Annotated in this window: 11 protein-coding genes; 5 read left to right on the plus strand and 6 right to left on the minus strand. The window is 69.2% G+C overall.

What is annotated here, in order from left to right:
- Nucleotides 1-21: 21 nt before the first annotated feature.
- Nucleotides 22-2100, minus strand: a complete 2079-nt coding sequence (locus ACWDR4_RS16105; RefSeq protein WP_450408930.1) for a PhoX family protein — start codon at nt 2098-2100, stop codon at nt 22-24.
- Between the two features lie 299 nt (nt 2101-2399).
- Between ACWDR4_RS16105 and ACWDR4_RS16110 the strand changes: the two genes are divergently transcribed.
- Nucleotides 2400-3977, plus strand: a complete 1578-nt coding sequence (locus tag ACWDR4_RS16110) for a VWA domain-containing protein (RefSeq protein WP_450408932.1) — start codon at nt 2400-2402, stop codon at nt 3975-3977.
- 170 nt (nt 3978-4147) lie between these two features.
- Nucleotides 4148-5878, plus strand: a complete 1731-nt coding sequence (gene metG / locus ACWDR4_RS16115; RefSeq protein ID WP_450408933.1) for a methionine--tRNA ligase — start codon at nt 4148-4150, stop codon at nt 5876-5878.
- Nucleotides 5879-5882: 4 nt separating this feature from the next.
- Here the strand turns inward: metG and ACWDR4_RS16120 are convergent, their stop codons facing one another.
- Nucleotides 5883-6314, minus strand: coding sequence for a hypothetical protein (locus ACWDR4_RS16120; RefSeq protein ID WP_450408935.1), 432 nt, complete (start codon nt 6312-6314; stop codon nt 5883-5885).
- 258 nt (nt 6315-6572) lie between these two features.
- On the opposite strand from ACWDR4_RS16120, the gene ACWDR4_RS16125 reads away from it, so the two are divergent.
- On the plus strand, nt 6573-6938 hold the full coding sequence (locus ACWDR4_RS16125) for a PH domain-containing protein (protein ID WP_398398437.1): 366 nt from the start codon (nt 6573-6575) through the stop codon (nt 6936-6938).
- Between the two features lie 117 nt (nt 6939-7055).
- On the plus strand, nt 7056-10169 hold the full coding sequence (locus ACWDR4_RS16130) for an FG-GAP repeat domain-containing protein (protein ID WP_450408937.1): 3114 nt from the start codon (nt 7056-7058) through the stop codon (nt 10167-10169).
- Between the two features lie 100 nt (nt 10170-10269).
- Here the strand turns inward: ACWDR4_RS16130 and ACWDR4_RS16135 are convergent, their stop codons facing one another.
- From ACWDR4_RS16135 to aspS, 4 genes are all read right to left on the minus strand, one after another.
- Nucleotides 10270-11628, minus strand: coding sequence for an MFS transporter (locus ACWDR4_RS16135; protein WP_450408939.1), 1359 nt, complete (start codon nt 11626-11628; stop codon nt 10270-10272).
- A gap of 187 nt (nt 11629-11815) precedes the next feature.
- Nucleotides 11816-12793, minus strand: a complete 978-nt coding sequence (locus tag ACWDR4_RS16140) for an intradiol ring-cleavage dioxygenase (protein WP_450408940.1) — start codon at nt 12791-12793, stop codon at nt 11816-11818.
- A 177-nt stretch (nt 12794-12970) separates the two neighbouring features.
- Nucleotides 12971-13897, minus strand: a complete 927-nt coding sequence (locus ACWDR4_RS16145) for an intradiol ring-cleavage dioxygenase (protein ID WP_450408942.1) — start codon at nt 13895-13897, stop codon at nt 12971-12973.
- 181 nt (nt 13898-14078) lie between these two features.
- The gene (gene aspS / locus ACWDR4_RS16150) at nt 14079-15842 is read right to left on the minus strand and encodes an aspartate--tRNA ligase (protein ID WP_450408943.1); all 1764 of its coding nucleotides are present in this window, start codon (nt 15840-15842) and stop codon (nt 14079-14081) included.
- Between the two features lie 337 nt (nt 15843-16179).
- On the opposite strand from aspS, the gene ACWDR4_RS16155 reads away from it, so the two are divergent.
- Nucleotides 16180-18327, plus strand: coding sequence for a SpoIIE family protein phosphatase (locus ACWDR4_RS16155; RefSeq protein WP_450408945.1), 2148 nt, complete (start codon nt 16180-16182; stop codon nt 18325-18327).
- Nucleotides 18328-18369: the final 42 nt, after the last annotated feature.

An 18369-nucleotide genomic window follows, 5' to 3' on the forward strand; every position in this document is an offset into this window, starting at 1 on the left:
GCTGGACGCTGCTCGCCGGTGTCAGCTGCCGATGTCGCAGCCGTCCTTGCGCCACACCGCGACGACCGCCGGGCGGACGTAGGTGCCCGGGCCGTCGGGCCAGGTGCTGGCCGGTGCCTCGACGGTCGCGCCGGTGATCTCGCCCGGGTGCTGCACGGCGACGAGCACCTGGCGCTCGCCGATGACCGGACCGCAGGTCTCGGCGCCGGTCGGCACGGTCAGGAACTGCTTCAGCTCACCGCGCCGGGCACCCTGGGTCGCCACACCGAACAGGCCGTCGTGGGAGCCGAGTTGGGCGCCGTCGGTGGAGATCCACAGGTTGCCGTGCGGGTCGAAGGCCACGTTGTCCGGGCAGGAGATCGGGCTGACGTCGTCCTTCGGGAAGCCCGCGAAGTAGGTCGCCGGGTCGTCGGGGTCGCCCGCGACGAGGAAGAGCAGCCAGGCGAACGAGGTGCTCTCCGGCCGATTCCAGCGCTCGGTCAGCTCCAGGATGTGGCCGTGCTTGTTGGCGTTGCGCGGGTTGGCCTCGTCGGACTTGGGGTTCGAACCGACACCGCGGTTGGTGTTGTTGGTGAGCGCGACGTAGACCTTGCCGGACTTCGGGTTGGGCTCGATGTCCTCGGGCCGGTCCATCTTGGTGGCGCCGACCTTGTCCCCGGCGAGCCGAGTGAAGACGAAAACCTCTTCAGCGGTCATGCCGTCGACGTGCGAGACGGCGCCCTTGGCGGTGGCGGTCGCCAGCGGGATCCACGTACCGCTGCCGTCGAACTCACCGTCGGCGGGCAGCTTGCCGGTGCCGTCGATCTCGATGGCGGGGGAGTCGCCGGTGAGCTTGGCGACGTAGAGCGTGCCCTCGTCGAGCAGTGAGAGATTGTGCTCGCGGACGGAACGGGAATCCCCGTGCCGCATCCGCTTGCTGCTGACGAACTTGTAGAAGTAGTCGAAGCGCTCGTCGTCGCCGGTGTAGACGACGGGGCGCCCGTCGGAGGTCAGCCGGATGGTGGCGGCCTCGTGCTTGAAGCGTCCGAGGGCGGTGTGCTTGCGGGGCGTGGAGGAGGGATCGTACGGGTCGAACTCCACGACATACCCGAAGCGGTGGACCTCGTTGGGCTCCTGGGCGACGTCGAACCGCTTGTCGAACCGCTCCCACTTGCGCTCACTGGCGGTGGTGCCGATGCCGTACCGCTTGTCGGTGTCGCGGGAGGCGTTGGCGAAGTACTGGTTGAAGTTCTCCTCGCCGTGGAGGGTGGTCCCCCAGGGCGTCGTACCGCCGGAGCAGTTGTTGAGCGTGCCGAGGGCCTTGCGGCCGGTCGGGTCGGTGGAGGTCTTGAGGAGATCCGAGCCGGCGGCCGGTCCGGTGATCCGGAACTCGGTGGTGGCGGTGACGCGCCGGTTCAGCGGGTGACGGAGTACGGGCGTGAGCTTCCCGGTCCTCCGGTCCCCCTCCACCACCACAGCGGAGAGCCCGTGCGCGGCCCAGGCGATCTCGACCTGCTCGCGGGTGGGGTTGGCGGCGTCGTAGCCGCGGAACATCAGGATCTCGTCGGTGTACTCGTGGTTGGCGACCAGGAGCTTCTGGTTGCCGTGCAGGGGGAGCAGGGCGAGGAAGTCGTTGTTGTACCCGAACTGACCGGCCTGCGCGGCGGCGGTCTGCTTCTCCGGGTCGAAGGCGGGGGCGCCGCGGAGGATGGGCTCGCCCCAGCGGATGACGACGTTCTGGCCGTATCCGCCGGGGATGGTGACGGCGTCGGCGGTGTTGGGCTCGACGGCGGTGAAGCGGAGGCCGCGCGGCACGGAGGAGTGGGAGGGATGCGGGTGACGGGAGGCCAAGGTGGCCGAGGTGGCCGCTTCCGCACCCTGGGCACCGGCGACGTTCACGGCGGTACCGGCCGCCGTGGCGACGGTGACGACGGCTGCGGCGCGCATCACGGAACGGCGGCTGAGGGCGCCGGCGATCACGTCGCCGACGTATTCGTTGGTGCTGGTGTTGGGAACCTCGTGGAAGCAGGCGTCACCACACCGGAAACGGCAGGTCATCGCGGACCGGCCGCCAGGATGCGATTCGGACGACGATCCGATCAACGGCAGCAGCTTGCGCACTTTACTCTCCCCTTGGTTTCCCCATACGTGCCCTTGGTGTCAGCGCGACGCTAGGGGGACGGGGGTGCAGGGGCGGGGCCGCTGGGTGAACGAAGGGTGAACCTGTGGGAGCGGTAAGGGTGTTGAGGGCGCCCGAGCCCTGATGAGGGGCGGCTTGGGAGGTTGGCGGAGTGGCACTCTTGACGTCCGTCGGGTTCCGTGAAAGACCCTGCCCAAGATCGCCAGCTCGGCCCGCTAACCTTACGTGTCCGTCCTGGCCAGGGATTGACGGGCTACAACTCACGTGAAGGGTTGCGCACATGGGCATTCTCACTCTCCTGCGGAACGCGTTCGGCAAGTCACGCAAGGGGCGGGACGCCGAGGCGGCGCCCGCGCGGGAGGCGGAGTCGGCTCCTCAGCAGGAGGCCACCGAGCCGAAGATTCCGGCACCGTCCCCGGAACCGACCCTGACGGAACCCCCGAAGACCCCGGCAACTCCGGAAACCCCGGAAGCCACCATCCCGGCACCTGCTCCGGAGCCCACCCCGGCCCCCGCCCCGTCCTCGGTGGTGGACGACCTGGTGTCGGCAGCCTTCGACAACGTGACGGTGCCGAAGCCGGCAAAGCCGGTGGACGAGGCCGAGGCGACGCCGGTTGCGGAGGCGGAGCCTGCGGTGGCTGAGGTTGAGCCGACGGCCGAGGTTGCGGCTGAGGTTGAGTCGGCGGCTGAGGTTGAGTCGGCGGCTGAGGTTGCGGCTGAGGCCGAGGTGAAGGCGGAGGCCGAGCCGGTTGTCGAGGCTGAGGTGACGCCGGAGCCGGAGCTGGAAACTGAGCCGGAGCTGGCGGCCGAGCCTGAGGCTGAGGCTGTTGTCGAGGCGACCCCGGAGCCGGTGGCTGAGGTGACCCCCGAGCCCGTGGTCGAGCCCGAGGTCGAAGCCGAGGCCGAGCCTGTCGCCGAGGAGCCGACCCCGGAGGCCGAACCCGAACCCGAGGTCGAGCCGGTCGCCGAGGTGACCGAGGTCGCCCCGGAGCCCGAGGTCGAGGCCGAAGCGGTCGTCGAGGAGTCCGCTCCCGAAGTACCCGAAGTACCCGAAGTGACGGCGGAGCCGGAAACGGAACCGGAGTCCGTGCCCGAGCCTGCTGACGACCTGGAACCGGCAGCCGCCGACGCGGGGGAAGCCCCACAGGGGACACCCGCACCCGAGAACGAAAGCGCCACGGGTGGTGCGGGTGGGAAAACTGAAACGGCCGATGGCGAAGCCGAGGCCGTGCCCGCAACCCTCCTCACCGCGTACAACTCCGCCGCCGAAACCCTCACCACCCTCAACCTCACCAACACCCCCGCCAAGATCTACCTCGTCCTGGACCGCAGCGCGTCAATGCGCCCGTACTACAAGGACGGCTCCGCCCAGGCCCTCGGCGAGCAGACCCTCGCCCTCGCCGCCCACCTCGACCCCGACGCCACGGTCCACGTCGTCTTCTTCTCCACGGAACTGGACGGCACCGGCGAGCTGACTCTCCCCGACCACGACAACAAGATCGACGAACTCCACGCCGGCCTCGGCCGCATGGGACGTACGAGCTACCACGTGGCCGTCGAGGAGGTCCTCACGCACTACCAGAAGTCCGGCACCACCGACCCCGCCCTGGTCGTCTTCCAGACGGACGGCGCCCCGGACGCCAAGACCCCCGCGACCCAGTCCCTCACGGACGCGGCGAAGAGCCACCCGGACGTCTTCTTCTCCTTCGTCGCCTTCGGTGAGCAGGACAACAAGGCCTTCGACTACCTCCGCAAGCTGAAGACCGACAACACGTCCTTCTTCCACGCGGGCCCGACCCCGCGCGAACTGACGGACACGGAGCTGTACGAGGGCGTACTGGCGAACTGGCGCCCGTAGCGCCAGGACACCGCACACACACCGCACGCACCGCACCACCCCGCCCGCCTCCCACCGAGCAAAAACGGGAGGCGGGCGCCCCATACCAGTCGGCTACGATTTCAAGGTTCGTAGACGGTCCAAACACACCAAGACCGTCACTCCATGTAGCGACTTGGGAGCAGCCCGCAATGGCTCGACACCTCATCACCAGCGCCCTTCCGTACATCAACGGGATCAAGCACCTGGGCAACATGGTGGGGTCCATGCTCCCGGCGGACGTCTACTCCCGTTACCTGCGTCAGCGTGGCCACGACGTCCTCTACATCTGCGCGACCGACGAACACGGCACCCCGGCCGAGCTGGCGGCGAAGGAGCAGGGGATCCCCGTAGCGGACTTCTGTGCGCAGGCGCACGACGCGCAGAAGGCGGTGTACGACGGGTTCGCGCTGGCCTTCGACTACTTCGGGCGGAGTTCCTCCCCGCAGAACGTCGAGATCACGCAGCACTTCGCCCGCCGGCTCAACGAGAACGGGTTCATCGAAGAGCGCGCGATCCGCCAGGTGTACAGCCCCGCCGACGGACGTTTCCTCCCGGACCGTTACGTCGAGGGCACCTGCCCCCACTGCGGCTACGACAAGGCGCGCGGCGACCAGTGCGAGAACTGCACACGCGTCCTCGACCCCACCGACCTGATCAACCCCAGGTCCGCCATCTCCGGCTCCACCGACCTGGAGGTCCGCGAGACCAAGCACCTCTTCCTCCTCCAGTCGAAGCTCCAGCACGAGGTCGAGGAGTGGGTGGCCGCCCATGAGGGCCAGTGGCCCCACCTCGCCTCCTCCATCGCCCGCAAGTGGCTGACCGAGGGCCTGCACGACCGCGCGATCACCCGCGACCTCGACTGGGGCGTCCCGGTCCCGGCGGACACCTGGCCGGAGCTGGCGGCGGAGGGCAAGGTCTTCTACGTCTGGTTCGACGCCCCGATCGAGTACATCGGCGCGACGAAGGAGTGGTCGGACCTCGACCCGGAGAACCGGGACTGGAAGTCGTGGTGGTACGAGGCGGACGGCGGCGACAACCCCGTCCGCTACACCGAGTTCATGGCCAAGGACAACGTCCCCTTCCACACCGTCATGTTCCCGGCCACGGAACTCGGCGTCCGCGAACCGTGGAAGAAGGTCGACGTCGTCAAGGCCTTCAACTGGCTGACGTACTACGGCGGAAAGTTCTCCACGTCCCAGAAGCGGGGCGTCTTCACCGACCAGGCCCTGAGCATCCTCCCGGCGGACTACTGGCGCTACTTCCTGATCGCCAACGCCCCCGAGTCCGACGACTCCTCCTTCACCTGGGAGCACTTCACCGCCACGGTGAACAAGGACCTGGCGGACACCCTCGGCAACTTCGTCAACCGTGTCCTCTCCTTCTCGAAGAAGCGCTTCGGCGACGAGGTCCCGGCGGGCGCGGCGGCCGGTGAGGCGGAGGTGCGGCTGGGCGAGCAGATCGCCGAGCTGCTCGCGGAGTACGAGAGCCAGCTGGAGGCGCTCCAGTTCCGCAAGGCGGCGGCAGCCCTGCGCGCCCTCTGGTCGGCGGGCAACTCCTACCTGGAGGAGAAGGCCCCCTGGCTGGAGATCAAGACCGACCAGGACGGCGCGGCCCTGACCCTCCGTACGGCGATGAACCTCATCCACCTCTACTCGGTGGTCTCGGAACCCTTCATCCCGGCGACGGCGGCGACGATGCGCGCGGCCTTCGCGCTGGACGGCGACACAAGGACGTGGATCACGGCCGAGGAGGCCAAGTCCCTGTCCGCCGTCCCCGCCGGCACCGCCTTCACGGTCCCGCCGGTCCTGTTCGCGAAGCTGACGGACGAGGACCTGGAGACGTACAAGGAGCGCTTCGGCGGCGCACCCGAGCAGTCGTAACCGCTCAGGCAGTCACCCCGAACCGCCCGTCGACTCCCCGGAGTTGACGGGCGGTTCTGCCGCTCCCGTCACTTTCCCCGGTGCCGGGGCCCGGCGGACCGGACTCCAGCCCGAGCGCGGTACGGGCGGCGCTGACGTACTGAAGCCCCTCCACCGCGGTCTCCCTCGCGAGCGCGTACTCGGCGGGAGTACGGGCGGCGGCCAGCTGTCCCCGGGCGGCGTGATGCCGGCCGGCGGCCTCCGCCAACGCCTGTGCGGCGGCTTCGTCGGCCCCCGGCCGAAGCCCGGCCAGACTCCCCCCGAGCCGCACGACCCACCGGTTCGCCTCGACCTCGGCGTCCAGCCCGGACATCCCGGCCTGCTGCCTGCGCAGCAGCACGACGGAGGCCACCGCTCCCACGATCAGCAGCAGCGTGAACGGAACGACGATTCCCATGGCTTCCTCCAGCGGGAGCGAGTACGACAGTTCCCATGTAAGGCCCCGCCTCTGTGCGCTCCCGACGAGAAGTCTGTGTGTCGCCTGCGAACCTCCCGTGGACGCTCCCGATAGCCGTCTATCTCCGCATGTACGGAATCTCCCGCTCCTCTAGGCAGGCCACTGTTTCAGCCGATATACAGGCCGAAGATCATGTGAAGCCAGTCAATTACTGAGACATGGGCAGAGATTTACGTCTGTCCACAGGGGGGCACAACCATGGCACTCTTCGGCAACGCGCACACCGTCGACCCGTCGGCCGCCCAGCAGGACTACGCCCGGCTGCTCGGCCAGAACGAGCAGGTCCACGCCGCGTACCAGCTGATCCGCGACACCATCCTGTTCACCGACCGCCGGCTCCTCCTGGTCGACAAGCAGGGCATCACCGGCAAGAAGGTGGAGTACCACTCGGTCCCGTACCGCAGCATCACCCACTTCGCGGTGGAGACGGCGGGCACCTTCGACCTCGACGCCGAACTCAAGATCTGGATCTCCGGCTCCCCGACCCCGGTCCAGAAGACGTTCACCAAGGGCGTCGACATCTACGAGGTCCAGGCGATCCTGACGCAGTTCGTGGCCAAGTAGCGGCCAAGTAGGCGAAGCGGGAAAAGCGGGACGCAAGATCACGGCCCGTCCCAAGCCCTGGTAAAGTCCGCTCACTTGTGCGAGGGCTGGGGAGCCCTCCTGGGGAGGGAACTTCACGTGGGCAGACACGCCCTGAGACGGGGCGGGCCTACCGCGCTTGTCTCCGCCACCGCTCTGGCCCTGCTGGCCGGAGCCCTGTACGCGTTCTCCGGACCGGTGGCCGGCGCCGCCGAGGCGGCCGTGCCCCAGGCATCCGCCACGGAGATCACGCTCAGCGAACCGAACTCGGACACCCCGCGTGCCACGCAGCCGCTCGTCGCCGGCGAAACCGGCTTCCTGCAACGGCAGTGGGCGGTCGACGGACTGTTGTGGACGGACTACGCGGACGGCAGCACGGTCACCGTCGAGAACGCGAGCGGCGTCTACACCCCGGTCGCGGGCTGCACGTCCCTCGGCTCCGCCTGCCACGCCTCCTGGTACGGCTCGGACAGCGACCTGGTCGCTCTGCCGACGTCCCTGAGCAGCGCTTCCGTCACCCTCTGGGACCCTGCGACGCACAAGCGGCTGGTCGTGACCTCCGGCACCGGCGCGAAGTACCGGGGCCTCGCCGGGGACACGATCGTCACCAGCTCCACCCTGATCAACGTGGTGGACGGCAAACGGTACGAGCGCACCCTCACCGGCGACGCCTCGTACATCGCGGACTACGAGATCGTGGGCGCGGACTCCTCCGGCGTGCTCTGGGCGCGCGACGGCGACGTCTACTACATCGACCTCGCGACGGCCGTGATCACGCAGGTGTTCACCGACGTCCCGTCGACCGCACACTTCCTGCAGACCGACGACCGGATCGGCTGGTCCACGGCCGACGCCACCAGACTGCACCTCAAGTCCCGCGCGGACCTGACCGCCCCGGAACAGGTCTTCACCCTGCCGTACCTCGCCGTGCCGGACCTCTTCCAGCCCATCGCCGGTGATCCGGTCCTGGTAGGCGACTGGCTGCTGCTGCCCGCCACGAAGCGGACAGGCGGCGCGACCCTCGAAGCCGCGTCGCTCACCGACGGCTCCACGCGGACCCTGCTCACCTCCGCCGGCGACTACTCGATCCAGGCCTCCGGGAACGACGCCTTCGTCACCGGCGGCACCGGCCCCGCCGACTGGTGGACACAGCGCGTGAGCCAGGACGCGGACGGCTCGCTGCAGTTGACGAAGACGTACCGGATCCCGGCGGAGGAGAACCTCAAGACGGGGCTCGCCCTCAGCCGGGGCAGCCTGCGGGTGGTGGCGGACAACCCCGAGAGCGCCACGGACACGACGTCCGTGCGCACCCTCACCACGGACAACGGCACGACGCTGACCGCCTCGGCGGCCAAGAATGCCTCTGGCGCCCTGCCCTCGTGCCCGTACGCGGTCACCGCCTGCGCGGTCATGTGGGGCGACAACAGCGACAGCCGCCCCGAGGACGTCTATCTCCAGAAGGTCTCCGGCAAGGACCTGCTGACCGCCATCGGCGACGAATGGTCCGACACCACCCTGTCGTTCGGCACCGCGGGCGGCGCGATCGTCGACGCCTCCGACGGCTACGTCCTCTACAACTCCGGCGGCACCACACCCGCTCAGTACGTGGGGGAGTTCGGCCAGGGCCAGAAGCTGAAGCGGACGATCCGCGCCGCCGCCCTCAACGGCCCCGCGCTCTGGAGCGCCACCGCCACCTCGGGTCAGCTCACCTCCTACAGCCTCACCGCGAACAAGACCCTCGCCACGGTCACCGTCCCGGGCCTCGGCTGCGTGCCGAGCGAACTGCAGGCGGCGGGCCGCTGGGTGTACTGGGCCTGCGGTACGGCCTCGGCGGGCGTGTACGACACCGCGTCCCGCAAGTCGATCGCCGTGCAGCCCGGTGACGTCCTCCTCGGCGACGGGTTCACCGTCCGCCACGACCACGCCACCGACGAACTGGTGCTGACCGAGACCCGCACCGGCGCCACCCGCGTGCTCGCGTCCCGCGTCCCGGACACCGGCCTCGCGGCGGACCGGCGTTACCGCTGGACGGTGGACGAGTACACGGGTCTGGTGGCCTGGTTCGACTCGTACGAGCAGACGCACGTCGCCACGACGGCGGTCGCCCCGTCCAACCTGACGGTCTTCGAAGCCTGGTCCGAGAGCCCGGTGTCGCCCGCGTCGCCCTGGAGGGCCGTCTGGGACTTCTCCCGCCCCGCCACCTCCTGGTCCCTGACCCTCACCTCGGTCCAGAGCGGCCCCACGGGCCGGGCCACCCGCACGCTCACCGGCTCCGGCACGGCAGTGCAGGGGGTGTCGGTGTCGTGGAACGGCAAGACGGCGGGCGGGGTGTACTTCCCCAACGGCTCCTTCACCTGGACCCTCAAAGCGACCGGGCTCGGTACGTCGACGCAGATCACCGTGGCGACCGGACGCGGCGGGGTAGAACGCGGGTCGGCCGTGCGCCACGACTTCGACTACGTCAACGGCTCGGGCGACCTCGTCACCCTCAGCCGCTCCGGCGCCCTGGGCTTCCACGAGAGCCTGGGGAGGGGCAAGTTCGACGACGTGGGCCACACCGGCAACGGCTGGCCCACCTCCATCACGGCCGTCCCCTTCGGCGACCTCAGCGGCGACCGCTGCAACGACGTCCTCATCCGGCTGGCCAACGGGGCCCTGCGCCTCTACAAGCCGGGCTGCGGCGCCACCGTCCACCCGAAGACGGCGTACACCACCCTCGCCACCTCCGGCTGGACCCAGCACGACATCCTCACCTCCCCCGGTGACCTCACCGGCGACGGCCGCCCCGACCTGATCGCCCGCAAGGCGTCCACCGGGGCCGTCTACCTCTACAAGGGCACCAGCGCCGGCAAGCTCTCCGGGGCGGTCGCGCTGTACGCCAACTGGAAGGGCTACAAGAAGATCGTCGGCGCCGGGGACCTCAACGGCGACGGCATCGGCGACCTGCTCGCCCAGGACAAGGCCAACAACCTGTACCGGTTCAACGGCACGGGCCGGGGCACCTTCACGGCCCGTACGAAGCTGTTCGGGTCCTGGGGAGCCTCGTACAACGCGGTCGTCGGCGCCGGCGACATCACCAACGACGGCCGGGCCGACCTCGTCGCCCGCGACACCGCCGGCAACCTGTACCGCCAGAGCGGGGACGGGAAGGGGTCGTTCGGGGCGCGCACGAAGATCGGGAGCGGCTGGGGGACATACAAGTCCGTCTCCTGATCGTGTAGTTGACCGATGCTGACCAGGCCGGCCGAAGTCGGCCGACTGCCGAGGCGCCCGGGGTGTGTTCACCCCGGGCGCCTCGCCGTTGCCCACCGGCTCAGGAGGCGACCGCGCTGGTGCTCGGCACGGCGGCCCCGGACCTCGTACCCCCGCGCGTGTTCCTGATGGCGAACACCCCGATCACCGCGAGCAGTGACGCGGCGGAGAGCGTGTACAGGCCTCCGTTCGTGCTGCCGGTCGTGTCCTTGAGGTAGCCGAAGAGGAAGGGGGAGACGAAACCGCCCAGGTTTCCTATCGAGTTGACCACCGCCAGGCCCGGCGCGGCGACCTTGAGGTCGAGCCCGGACTGGGCCATCGGCCAGTACAGGGTGGCCGCGCACTTCCCGCCGACCGCGGCGAGCGTGAGCGCGGCGAGGCCGAACCAGGGGGAGCCCAGAGTGGCGAGGAAGGTGCCGACGGCCGACAGGACCAGGGCGATCGCCAGGTAGGGGCGGCGGTCCGGGGCCTTGTCGGTGAAGTGGCTCACCGTGTACATCGCGATCACCGCGCAGATCCACGGTACGGCCGTGAGCAGCCCGACCTGGAAGGACGACAGCCCGCCGATGTCGTCGACCAGGCTCGGCAGCCAGAAGGTGATCGCGTACCCGGTGAGCGCCATCGCGAAGAAGACGCCGGTCAGCAGGGCGACCTGGGGGTGCAGGATGAGCTTCAGGCGGGACACCTTCGGGGCGCGGGCGCGGGCCTCCTCGTCACGGGCGACCGCCGTGCTCAGCGCCGCCTTCTCCTCCGGGGTGAGCCAGCGCGCGTCCTCGATGCGGGAGACGAGGAAGAAACCGGCGACTACCCCGACGAGGATCGAGAAGACGCCCTCCAGCGCGAACATCCAGCGCCAGCCGGCGAATCCGCCCGTCCCGTGCAGTTCGAGGAGCGCGCCCGTGATGGGGCCCGTCACGATGTACGCCGTCGCCGAGCCGCCCAGGAAGATCGCGCTCGCCCGGCCCCGGCTGGAGTCGGGCAGCCACTGGGTGAAGTAGAGGAGCACCCCGGGGAAGAAGCCCGCCTCCGCGACACCGAGGAGGAAGCGCAGGACGTAGAACGTCGTGACGTCGTGGATGAAGCACATCGTCACGATCACCAGACCCCAGGTGATCATGATGCGGGTGAGCCAGACCCGGGCGCCGAACCGCTCCAGGAGCATGTTGCTGGGCACCTCGAACAGCGCGTACCCGATGAAGAACAGCCCGGCGCCGAGCCCGTACGCGGTGGCGCTCACCCCGACGTCGGCCCTCAGCTCGTCCTGGACGAAGCCGACGTTCGTCCGGTCCATCTGGTTGACCAGCAGCATCAGGACCAGGATCGGCAGCATCCGGCGCAGGAACTTACCGACGGCCCGGCTCTCGGCGTCGGACACCTGACCATCGGGCATCCGTCCGGCGGGCACCACAGCTTCTGACATCGTTGTCTCCCTCTGTGCATGTACGTGAACAGCAATCACGTACACGGGCATCGGAGGAGACTACGGAGGCCGAACTTCCGGGTCAATGGGTTGGGTCGACGTACATGTATGTGAACTCCTCCGGGCACGACGAAGGCCCGGAACCTGGGGGAGGGTTCCGGGCCGCCCTTCGCGGGCCGTACGTCCGTCAGCTCGCGGAAGCGGAGGGCGAAGCCGTGTCCGTCGCCGACGCGGACGCGCTCGGCTGCACCGCGTCGTCCGTTCCGGTGTTCGTCGCCTCGGGGTCGACGCCCATCGTGATGGAGCCGATCACACCCTTGGCGATGTTCGTCTTGTTGTACTTCAGCTTGAGCAGACCGCCCGTGGTGCCGCTCTGGTCGTAGATCGTGTCCTCGGTGAGCGTCGTGCGCTCGGTCGTCGACGTCGAGTACGGCTCGACCTCGGCCGAGGCGAGCACCGACTCCTCGTCGAAGAAGAACTGGCCGGTGTGGCAGGTGGTGCCGCCCTCGTAGCCGGCGTCCGTCCAGGTGCCGTCCACGTGCACCTTCGTGTGGATGTGGACGCAGCGGCCCCGGTACCAGCCCGGGAAGATCGTCTTGAAGGTGACCCGGCCCTGGCGGTCCGTCTTCCAGGTGCCGCGCAGGTAGCGCTTGTCGTCGGTGGGCTCCTCGTGGCCACCGCCACCGCCCGTGCCGCCGGACGGCGCGTCGGTCGGCGGCTCACCCGTCGGGGTGCCCGAGGGGGCGTCGGTCGGGGCGCTGCCGCCGCCGCTGGAGAGGCTCTCGTAGCCGGAGTACAGGCCCAGCGCGTCGCAGTGCCAGACGTCGACGGCCGCGTTGACGATCGGCTTGCACGTCTCGTTGTCGATCACCCGGAGGCTCAGGGTCAGCGGGATGCCTTCCTTGTCCTCGGTGATGTCCTGGCGGAGCTTGTCCGCGTCGATGTAGTACGGGCCCTCGGTGGTCTCCGAGGTCAGCGTGTAGCAGACCTCCGAGCTGCTGCCGGAGGCCTTGGGGGTGGGGGTCTTCTTGCCCGTCCCGCCCGCGAACGCGCCCGCCGCGACTCCGCCCGCGACGCCCACCGCGGCAACCGCTCCGGCGCCGGTGACGACGACCTTCCTGCGCGTCAGATCCCGCTTGTGCTTCGGCCCTTGGTTCTCTGTCATGGCTCGGAACTTAGGTAAGACGCCTGTCAGGACCATGGGAAAGGACTGTGCTTTCCTTTGCCTTTCCGTGAATCGGCGAGGAATCCACGAAAGGGGCGAGAAATAGCCGTCTATTTCCCGCCCCTCATGCTATGCAAATTAGGTAAGGCTTCCCTTATCTAATTCACTCCGACCGCATCACTCCGTGCTGTCGTTCGTCTCGTCCGGCGCCACGCCCATCGTCAGCTCGGCGAGAACTCCGCGCCCGATGTCCGTCTTCTTGTACCGCAGCCGCAGCAGCCCGCCCTCGGCCCCGTTGTCCGGGTAGATCGTGTCCTCGTCGAGGGTCGTCCGGGTCGCCGTGTTCGTCGAGTACGGCTCCACCAACGCCGAGAGCAGCACCGACTCCTCGTCGAAGAACAGCTGGCCCGTGTGGCAGGTGTGCCCGCCCTCGTAGCCGGCGTCGGTCCAGGTGCCGTCCACGTGCACCTTGACGTGGATGTGGACGCAACGGCCCCGGTACCAGCCCGGGAACACCGTCCGGAACGTGACGAACCCGTGCCGGTCCGTCTTCCACGTACCGCGCAGATAGCGCTCGTCGTCGGTCGGCTCCTGGTGGCCGGGGCCGCCGGGGCCGTCCGTCGGGGGCGGACCTGTGGGGAGGTCCGTCGGCGCGTCGGTGGGCGGGGTGCCGCCGCCACCGCCACCGCCGTTGCCCATGGCCTCGTAGCCGGAGTAGATGCCGAGCGCCGAGCAGTGCCAGATGTCGACGGCCGCGTTCCGCACCGGCCTGCACGTCTCGGCGTCGATCACCTTGAGCCTGAGGGTGAGGGGGATGCCCTCCTCGTCCTCGGTGACGTCCGGCCGGAGCTTGTCGGCGTCGATGTAGTACGGGCCCTCGGTGGTCTCCGTGGTCAGTACGTAGCAGGCCTCGGGCGTGCCGGTGGGGGTGCCGGAACCGTACGTACCCTTCACCGCGGGCGCTTCCGGCGCTCCCTGCGCCGACGCCAGCCCGGCGCCCAGAGCCACCGCAGTGGCCGTCACCGCCGTCGCGCCACCGGCGACGACGACCCTGCGACGCGTCAATTCCCGTTCTGCTGCTGTCTGTTGGGGGGTTTCAGTCATGACCATGGAGATTATGAATCGAACCTGTCAAAGCACTGTGATTCCTGAGGGTGACATGAGAATGGCTCGGAATCGCCGCCGATTCCGAGCCACTCACAGAAGGGCCACCGAAGGACCCGCCAAGGGCCCGTCAAGGACCCGTCGAAGGAGGAAAGTCCTCCCTTTTTGAATTGCCTGCGCTTTACTTCCCCTGCGGCTTCCGCACCGAAATGTGCAGCTCCCGAAGCCGCGTCTCCTCCAGCTCCGTCGGCGCGCCCATCATCAGGTCCTGGGCGTTGCCGTTGAGCGGGAACGCGATCGTCTCGCGGATGTTCGGCTCGTCCGCGAGGAGCATGACGATGCGGTCGACGCCGGGCGCGATCCCGCCGTGCGGAGGGGCGCCGAAGCGGAACGCGCGGAGCATGCCGGCGAACTCGCGCTCGACGGTCTCCTCGTCGTAGCCCGCGAGGCCGAACGCCTTCAGCATGATGTCGGGCTCGTGGTTGCGGATCGCGCCGGAGGACAGCTCCGTGCCGTTGCAGACGATGTCGTACTGCCAGGCCAGGATGTCCAGCGGGTCCTGGGTCTCCAGGGCCTCCATACCGCCCTGGGGCATCGAGAACGGGTTGTGCGAGAAGTCGATCTTCCCGGTGTCCTCGTCCTTCTCGAACATCGGGAAGTCCACGATCCAGCAGAACCGGAACACGTTCTCCTCGAAGTGCCCGGCACGCTTGGCGGCCTCGACGCGCACCGCGCCCATGATCTTCGAGACCTCGTCGTACTCGCCCGCGCCGAAGAACACGGCGTGACCGGCCGACAGCGACAGCCGCTTGGTCAGCTCGGCGACGTTCTCCTCGGTGAGGAACTTCGCGATCGGCCCGGACAGCGAACCGTCCTCCGTGACCCGCACCCAGGCCAGGCCCTTCGCGCCCAGCGTGACGGCGAAGTCGCCGAGCTGGTCGAAGAACTTCCGGGGCTGCGACGACACGTCCGGCACCGGCAGGGCGCGTACGTGCTTGCCGGCGAAGGCCTTGAACTCCGAGCCCTCGAAGACGTCGGTGATGTCGACCAGCTCCAGCTGGGCCCGCAGGTCCGGCTTGTCGGAGCCGTACTTCAGCATCGACTCGCGGAACGGGATGCGCGGGAACGGCGAGGTGACCTCACGGCCGTTGCCGAACTCCGTGAACAGCTCGGTCATCAGCTTCTCGATGGGCTGGAAGACGTCCTCCTGCTCCACGAAGCTCATCTCGACGTCGAGCTGGTAGAACTCGCCCGGCGAACGGTCCGCACGCGCGTCCTCGTCACGGAAACAGGGCGCGATCTGGAAGTAGCGGTCGAACCCGGAGATCATCAGCAGCTGCTTGAACTGCTGCGGGGCCTGCGGCAGCGCGTAGAAGCGGCCCGGGTTGAGGCGCGACGGCACGACGAAGTCGCGGGCGCCCTCGGGGGAGGTGGCGGTGAGGATCGGGGTCGCCATCTCGTTGAAGCCCAGCGCCGTCATCTTGTGCCGGATGGCCGAGATGACCGCCGTACGCAGCATGATGTTGCGGTGCATGCGCTCGCGGCGCAGGTCCAGGAAGCGGTACTCCAGGCGCCGCTCCTCGTTGACCCCGTCCTCGGTGTTGATCGTGAAGGGCAGCGGCTGGGCGGCGCCGAGCAGCTCCACCTCGCCGACCTCGACCTCGATCTCACCGGTGGGCAGATCGGGGTTGATGTTCTCCGCGCCGCGCGAGACGACCTTGCCGTCGATCCGGACGGTCGACTCCTTGGAGACCTTGTCGAGGGCCTCGTAGGCGGGCGTGCCGGGGCGGGCGACGAGCTGCGTGATGCCGTAGTGATCGCGGAGATCGATGAAGAGGATGCCGCCCAGGTCGCGCCGATTGTGCAGCCAGCCACTCAGCCGGACGTCACTGCCGACGTCAGAGGCGCGTAGCTCGCCGCAGGTGTGGGACCTGTACCGATGCATCGTCGTTCATCCAGCCTTCGCGGATCGGGGATGGGATCAGGGTCGGGGCCGGGGTCGGGGCCAGGGCCGATGTCGGTGTTTCACGTGAAACACCGGAACACCGGAACACCGGAACACCAGGACCTCGAAACCTCGGAACCTTGAAAAGCTCAGCCCCAGGGTACCGGCCGCCCCGATACCGCTTCCCCGCAATTGTTCGCACGCGTACCCTGTACCGCTTCCGCGCAGCTTGCCCCTGCCCGTAGAGTCCGCACAGCCCGGCCTGCACAGCTTTCACACAGGTTGGTCTGTACAGCTTGGGTGGCACGCTGCGATCACCTCTCCATAAAGTAGGTCAATGCGCACTGGTGAGCCCCTGCCCGCCGTGGGGGACGTCCTGGTCGCCCTCGCAACCGGTATGTGGCACTGGGACACAGCAACAAAACTGGTCACGCTCGACGCCGAGGCGGCCCGCCTGCTCGGCCTGCCCTCCGAGCCGGCCACCCTCACGGAGGCCGCGACCAGAGCCCGGCTCCACCCGGTCGACTGGAACGAGGTCGTCGGCGTCATGCAGCTCGCCGTCGCCGAGGGCACCATCGCCGAGACCCGGGCCCGGGTCATGGACGAACGGGGCCGGGTGATCCGTACGATCCGCAGCCGGTCGAAGCCGCACTTCGAGGCCGACCGCAAGGCGTACGACGTACTGGGCACCCTCCAGGAGGTCACCGAGCCCCAGCCGGGCACCGCCGCGCGCACCCCCGTCACCGGTGACTGGCGCCGCTCCCGCGAGGCGTTCCTGCTGGACGCGGGCCGGGCGCTGGCCGAGGCACGGTCCACGGAGGAGGTGCTGCGGGTCGCGGCCGGCCTGTCGATGCCGGGCTTCTCACCGGACGGCCTCGCGGTCTTCGGCGTCCAGGGCGACCGCCTGACGGTCATAGGCCACCATGGCCAGCGCCCCGGCGACGAGCGCCCCTTCTCCCACATGCCCCTGGAGACCGACTACCCGGCCGCCGAGGTGGTCCGCACCGGCCGGGCCGTCTACCTCTCCTCCCCCGAGGCCTACAAGTCCCGCTATCCCACCGCCTGGCCACTCGCCCAGGTGTTCGACCGCCAGTCCTGGGCGTTCCTGCCGCTGACCGTCGCGGGTCGCACCATGGGCGCCTGGATGGCGGGCTTCGCCTACCCGGTCAGCTTCACCCCCGACGAACGCTCGGTCCTGACCACGGTCGCCCGAATGCTCGCCCAGGCCCTCTCCCGGGCGGGCGTGGCCGAATCGGAACGCGAACTGACCGACGGCCTGCAACGCTCCATGCTGCCGACCCTCGGCCCCGAGATACCCGGCATGGACGTCGCCGCCCGCTACATACCCACCGGCGGCGGCCTCCAGGTCGGCGGCGACTGGTACGACATGATCCCGCTGCCCGGCCGCGGACGCTTCGCCCTGGTCATCGGCGACGTCCAGGGCCACGACGTCCGCGCCGCCGGTCTGATGGGCCAGCTCCGGATAGCGCTGCGCGCCTACGCCTCCGAGGGCCACCGCCCCGACGCGGTCCTCTCCCGCGCCTCCCGCTTCCTGCACGGCATCACCCACGACCAGGTGAACGGTGACCTGCGCTTCGCGACCTGCCTGTACGTCGAGGTCGATCCCGCGACCGGCGTCCTGGAGATCGCCCGCGCCGGCCATCCCGACCCGGCGATCCGGATGGCGGACGGCACGGTACTGGCCCGCCCGACCGCCGGCGGCCTGCCCCTGGGCATCGACCCGGACGCCGACTACCCCACCACCCTCCTCGCCCTCGAACCCGGCGAGACCATGCTCCTGTGCACCGACGGCCTGATCGAGACGGGCGGCCACGACCTGGAAACGGGCTGGCAGCGCATCCGCAGGACGCTGGAGGAGCACAAGGGGGACAGGGGAGGCGAGGGAGACGCGGGCAACGACCTGGAGTCCCTGGCCGACGCCCTGGTCCAGGCCGTACACGGCCCCTCCTCCCACCACACCACGGGCCCGCTCGCCGACCGCCGCGAGGACGACATCGCGCTGCTGCTCCTGAGCCGCCCGGAGGAGTGCGTGACGGACGGCACCGTGGCACCGAAGGCACGCCCCACGGTCCGCCGCACCATGCTGACGATCGCCCAGGCGGAACCCGAGCGGGTCGCCGTGGCCCGCCAGCAGCTCCGCGAGCAGCTCCACGACTGGCCCAGCCCCGACCAGGTCGACTCGGCGGTCCTCCTGATCTCCGAGACGACCACCAACGTCCTGGTCCACACGGACGCCGACGCCCTGGTCGTCGCCGAGGTCACGGGCGACCCCGGCGGACGCCGCATCCGCGTCGAGGTCACGGACGTCAGCGACGACCTCCCGCACAAGCGCCGCCCGGGCGAACTGGCGTCGTCGGGCCGGGGGTTGATGCTGATCGAGATGCTGGCGGACGCGTGGGGGGTGGACCCTCGGGGCGAGGGCAAGAGCATCTGGTTCGAGTTGTATGAAAAGAAGCCCCACTAACGGGTGAACATCCTTGCTGTGAGCACGGGTCGCACCTCCACC

This window comes from Streptomyces sp. NPDC000878, assembly GCF_053599695.1.